This window comes from Ancylomarina euxina, assembly GCF_003863355.1.
Classification (GTDB): domain Bacteria; phylum Bacteroidota; class Bacteroidia; order Bacteroidales; family Marinifilaceae; genus Ancylomarina; species Ancylomarina euxinus.
The window spans coordinates 1-6,337 of record NZ_QQWG01000038.1; the positions used below are offsets into that span (position 1 = coordinate 1).

Annotated in this window: 1 protein-coding gene; it reads right to left on the bottom strand. The window is 35.7% G+C overall.

Features of this window, described 5'->3' with window-relative positions:
• Positions 1-302: 302 nt before the first annotated feature.
• Positions 303-6,275 (bottom strand): T9SS type B sorting domain-containing protein, encoded by a 5,973-nt coding sequence (locus DWB61_RS17305; RefSeq protein WP_158614460.1) that lies wholly within the window; start codon positions 6,273-6,275, stop codon positions 303-305.
• Positions 6,276-6,337 lie beyond the last annotated feature (62 nt).

Sequence of the window (6,337 nt, forward strand, 5' to 3'; positions counted from 1 at the left end):
TCGTGTCCTATCTGATTTACCCTATGGGATTACGGTTGAATTTTGGGCGTTCCCAATCTATGGCTCGGTTACCCTTCCCATTTGAGCCTTATATCAGATTTCTGTTCGTTAGAACATCGACTTTGCTAATGGCTTCCTTCAGATTTGTAGTCACCTACAACACCCTTGCCAATCGCTAGTACTTCCTATCAACTCGGCGTACACAGGAACTTACATCCTGCTAGTATATCACCATGCCCGACATACCAAAAAAAGAGTTGTCCATTTAGAACAACTCTTTCAATTAAATATGCTTAGTAGATTTAGCGAACCAAGATTACAGTCCCCTTTTCTTTCATTTCACCATCCAACATCACAACCCATACATAAGCTCCTACAGGACAATCGTCCCCTTTATAAGTACCATCCCAGCCATTAGCATAACCGGGCTCATTAGTCTGATACATCAACTCTCCCCATCTATTGTAGATATACATTTCGAACTTATCAATTACATTGATATCTTTTAAGTAGAAACGATCATTCTCATTATTTGATGAGGGGGTAAATGCATTAGGCGATTCTATTCCAATAGGCTTGACCTGAACAACAACCGTATCTTTAGCAATACATCCAATATTGTCTTCAACACTTAGCTTATAAGTGCCAGATTCACGAACCTCTAATTGTGGCAATACACTACCATCACTCCAATCGTATATATAAGGACCAAAGCCAGGGTCTAGTTCAGGATCAAGAGTAAGTGTTTCACCCTCAAAAATGACTATACCAGGTTGAATCGTGTTATCCAATTCAAATTTTGGTAAAGGGTTCATCACGATCTTTTGTTCAAGCTTACAATCATTCTGCTCAACACTTAATTCATACTCTCCAGGCTTGTCTATAGTCCTTTCCCAAGCCGTATAGCCGTCACTCCATACAGGGTTTGAAAGATCTTTCGTATCAATCAGCACTGTTTCTCCTTCACACAGGTATTGATTCTCTCCAACTTCTGGGTTCGGCAACACTTCGACTTTTATTGAAGCTGATCCTACACAACCATACTTATCAGTGACATTGATTTGATAATTGTTTACTCCAAGATGACGTTTTATGAGTTTCGGATTAGAATTCTTAGTATTATCTAAGTCGCTAGAATTGTTCCAATTAACTTCTTCAATATCCCCTGAAATATGTGTTGTCAATTCGATCTCTTTACATTCTCCAATAATCGTATCGTTTATCGTTGTAATGGTTGGTAGTGGAGCAACTGTTACATTTACAATATCGTTACCCAAACAACCAAATTTATCAACAACCGTTGCAACATAAAGTGTTGATTCTCCAGCTTTGAAAATCGGCGTTTCAGAATTTGGATCATCTAAATATCGACTCGGTGACCATTTAATATTATTCTCTTCGGTTTCAGCACTCAACATCCTAGTTTCACAAGATCCAACTACAACATCTTCAAGAAGCTTAACTTTCGGTAAAGAATCGATCTTCATAATCATTTCACCCGTACTATTTGAACAACCTAAGTCATCGGTAAATGAATATCGAACTTGATACTCACCATTTCCCTGAGATGGATCAAAGGTATTCTGAGAAACACCATTTACCCAATAAATACCTCCAGCTGGAAAACCACCTGATAATTCAAATTCCGGTTGACAAATTCCTCTGGTTTCAAGAGCAGTTAATTTCACATCAGGTAAAGGACGAAGAGTGACCAAAGAATCGACTTGAGAATAACAGCCTGTTGCTTCGTTTAATATCTTCAACTTTACTTTGCCATCTTTAATAACATCCCCCCAGGTAACCTTGGTTCTTAATCCTTCTGAAGGTGTTGTAAATTCTCCACCATCAACTAACCAGCCATAATTGATATCTGGTTGTAAAGTTGTATTATAAGCCACTCGATCTTCCAATACGCAAAGTGTCATTCGACCAAAAATCTTGGAATTAGGCAAAGCGTTAACGGTTAACTTCTTTGAATTAGAATAGCGTTTAGCACCCTTCGTACATTTGTCGGTAATTTCACAGTTATAGTAACCTTCTTTAGCAATATTCGCTGGATCGATCATTAGCTGTGGTGCTTTTTCTCCCGGAATATCAACACCATCCTTTTGCCATTGATAATCCTCATTGGTTCCTTCAACTTCAACAAGAAACTGAGCGTTCTCACCGTCACAAATTTCCATTCCTGGACTCTCACTCAAGATTTTAAGTTGAGGAATAACAATAAGTTTCATTTCAGGGCTCTCTATTGCAACACCACATGAAGAATTCACAACACATTTATATGCTCCAGAATCACTAGTCCTTATATTCTCAAGTCTCAATTCTTTACTATTAGAACCAATGATATCAACATTATTTTTTCGCCACTGATAAACCAGATTGTCTCCTATAAACTCAACAATGAATATAGCTTCAGTATCATTTTCACATCGCTCAAGATCATCGCTCTTACTTATGAACTCAGGTAGCTTCTTAACATTTAGGTTTGCTTCAGTTTTTACACTTCCACACTTACCGCTAATATCAACCGAATAATTACCTGCAGCTCCCAATGTAAGATTTGTAATACTAAATATTGGGTCATTCGATACGGTTTCCCCTTCAAATTGCCAATCATAAACTAATACTGAACCTAAAACATCGGGGTTCCATGATAAATTTTCTTTTTCGCAAAGTTCTTTATCTTCTAAATATGAATTAAGAACAGTTGTTTTATGAACGATAAGCTTAACTGTTTCTTCGATATTAGCTTCTTCACCTTTGATCACACAACGGTAAGTTCCAGCATCACCTACATTTAATGCAGGAATTGAATAGTTCAATTTATGATGTCCTAAAGGTTTAATTCCTTTAAACCAATCAATTGAAAACACTTCACCAACAACACTAATATTCAAATTCAATGGCTCACCAAAACACTTTTCAATATCAGTTTCACCCAAGCCATCAACAACCTTCATTGGATCTTTTACCATTAGGTAACCCGAAGTAAAACGAACACCACAGTCACCTGTTATCGTACAGTTATACTCTCCAACATCTGCCATACTCAGATTATCTATATTAAGAGTCTTCGTATTTGCAGATACTATTGGGTTATCATCACCTGCCGTATTAATATGATGCCACTCAAAAGTCAAGTTACTACCGGTGATATCCAAATCAAAGACATGATTTTTACCGACATAAACAACTTCACCTTTAAGAGAAGAGTTTAGAATGGTATTAGGGTTCACAGTAATTTCCGCAAATTCATTCAGATCGGTACCACATGAACTAATCCGGCATTCAACACTATATATTTTAGCAGTATACTCATCTTCCGGTTGAACATCTGGTATCACCAATTCAACTTTATCATTATATTTTTCTTCTAGTTTCCCATTTACAAACCAACGATAAGGTAAATTCTCTCCTGTTGTTTCTGCTCTAAAGATGACATTTTCACCTTGACAGGCAATTTGATCATCAATAGGATCAAGTGTTGGTATTGGATGAACATCCACAAAACCTAAACTGAAATCACTACCACAAACATTAGATACTTCAACACGGTAATTACCTTCATTATTGTCAATATCTACAGATGTTAGATCTATTGAGTTTAGTGCTAGGCCATCTTTAACACTGCCATCAGCTAAAATCCAATGAATATTATCAACAACCGTCGCTTCATATTTAATTTCTCCCAGAGTTAATGCTTCACCCTCACAAAGCTCATATAAACCGTCTAAGCCTTCATTAATAACTGGAACATTATTAACAACAACATTAACTTCGTATCTAACCAGATCACCACAAGTACCCTTAATTTCACAGATATAAGTTCCTGCATCTGTTAAGGCTACTTCATCAATCTTAAAGATTGATCCAATACTCTTCGTTCTTGTACTAGTTATAGGTAAGGTCCACTTATAAGTTGGATTATCACCAGAAAATTTAGCTTCAAGTAATAAGTCATCGCCAACACAAAGCTTTTGATCTACCCAGTCTATGCCCGTCTTAGTAATATCATCCAGTATATAAACGTCGGTACTCTTACTATCACTCATACATTTATCACTAACTCCTACAGTATATATACCACTGTATGATTTATCAGGATTAGCTATTTTATACAGCTTATCATGGGTGTCACCCGTAAGTTCATCACCCATTTTTGACCAGGTATAAGCAAGAGTTGATCTTAATTCAGGGTCCATCTTATCTATTTCAACATTAAGATCACTATCTATTTTCTCACAAACAGGATTAATGTCAATGATATCTTTAAGAACTAAATCATCATAGAATGAGATTTCAAATTCATCCTTTACAACCGGACAAATTCCATCACGAACTTCTAAGTAATATCCACCAACTTTAGCTTGTACAGCATCCATATTTAAATGAGCCGTTGTACTTAATTCAACATCATCTCCTAAATCAACTGTATTTTCTGTACTCATCCAACGATAAGTAAAGTCACCTGTACCTTTAAGATCTTCAATAGAAAAAGAAGTCGCCGTATTCTTACAGATTTCATGTCCAGTAATATCTTTAAAGTTTGCAGGTGTATAAATCTTTACTTCTGCATATTTAGAAACATTGTCTGTATAATCTATACGCTTAACTATCGCTTTAAACCTCCATCCATTCATTTCAATCTCTGATGGATTTATGGTTAAAGTACTAGAAGTTGTCGTGCCTGCTATAAAAGCCGAAGTGCTTGAAGAAAGCGTACTTGCCAATTTATCCCCTGATCCGTCATTATACACCCACTCACAGGCTGTACTTCTATTATCAAATTCTACTGTAAAACTATAAGCACTTCCTTCACATACCTTTGTGTGGTCTGGATTAGACACAATTCTATTTTCTCCTAATACCGTTAGAACTGCCTTAGAGCTTGTACCTAAAAGACATGCACCGCTTACAACACAGTAATACTCTGAACCTGTAGCTGATAAAGGCACATTTGTTAATTCAAGGATCTTAGACTGTGCTGATAAAGGTGTATCATCCATACTTACACCATCTTTAAACCATTGGTAGGAATATAGTCCTAATCCACTAGTTTCTAGTGTAAAACTAGCCGTTCCCATTTCAGCTACAGTTTGACTAGATGGTGACTTGGAAATAATGACATTGCGATTTACAAATAAACTTGCTGCATTGGATTTTGCAGGATTACAATCATAATCACCATTGACTACACAATAAAAAGATTTGTTTTCATTGGTTAATACATTCTCAATTTTCAATGTTGATGTTAATACACCTGAAAAATCAACTGTATTGGTAAGCGCTATATCATTACTATCATACCACTGATAGGATGGAGAATCAACTGCTGTTCCCATTACTGTAAATTCAGCAAATAGTTCATCTTCACAAACAGTAACATCTTTTAATGTTGAAACTGTTGAATGCTCTCGAACATTCACTTTAAATACTTTATCTGCAGTACTACATCCACTGGTAGTCGTCAATTTACAAACGTAATCACCAGTATGAGTTGGCTTTAAATTGGATATATTTAATTTATTTGTTGATGATAAAATATCTGTAGGCTTAGTTGTTTTATACCAAGCATAAGATAAATCAACACCATGGCCTTCTACTGATAAATTCAAATCTTCATTCTCACATAAATCAATTGTAGCAAGTAATTTTGTAGTTAAGGAAATATCATCCAAAACAGTAATATCATAATCTAATGATTTCGTCGTACACCCATCATTAACAAAAACTTGGTAAAGACCAGTTTGGGAAGTAAGGGTTCCTGAAATATTTAAAGTTTTCGATTTTTCGGCTTGATCAATATTATCTTTTTTCCAAAGATAAGTCAGAGGATCTGTAATATCTGGATCAATATAATCCGTTTCAGCGACTAAGTTTTTAGGGTCATTTAAGCAAATAACATCAACATCCGCAAGTTTGCTAATCTGTAAATCTTCATAATGTGTGATTTTAAAATCGTCAACAGGATAGTTACAGAAACCATCACTAACCTGAACAGAATAATTTCCATCAGAATCGTCAGCAGCAATTAAATTCAAAATTGAAGTTTGAACCGTTTGAACTGTAGACCCTTTTTTCCATTCGTAACTATATGTTCCTGTTCCTGTTATCTTCTTCTTCTCAAAGCTTACATCAGACGTTTTACAAATCTCAATAGGTGAAATATCAGCAAATGTAGCTGGTTTATGTACTATAACACTCACTTCTTTACTCTCATCATCTACATATCCAGAACGCTTAACCAGAGCTCTAAATGTCCAAGAAGACATATCTATTGTTGTAGATATTATAGCTAAAGTACTCTTAGTTGGTGTAAATGGATATGAACCGA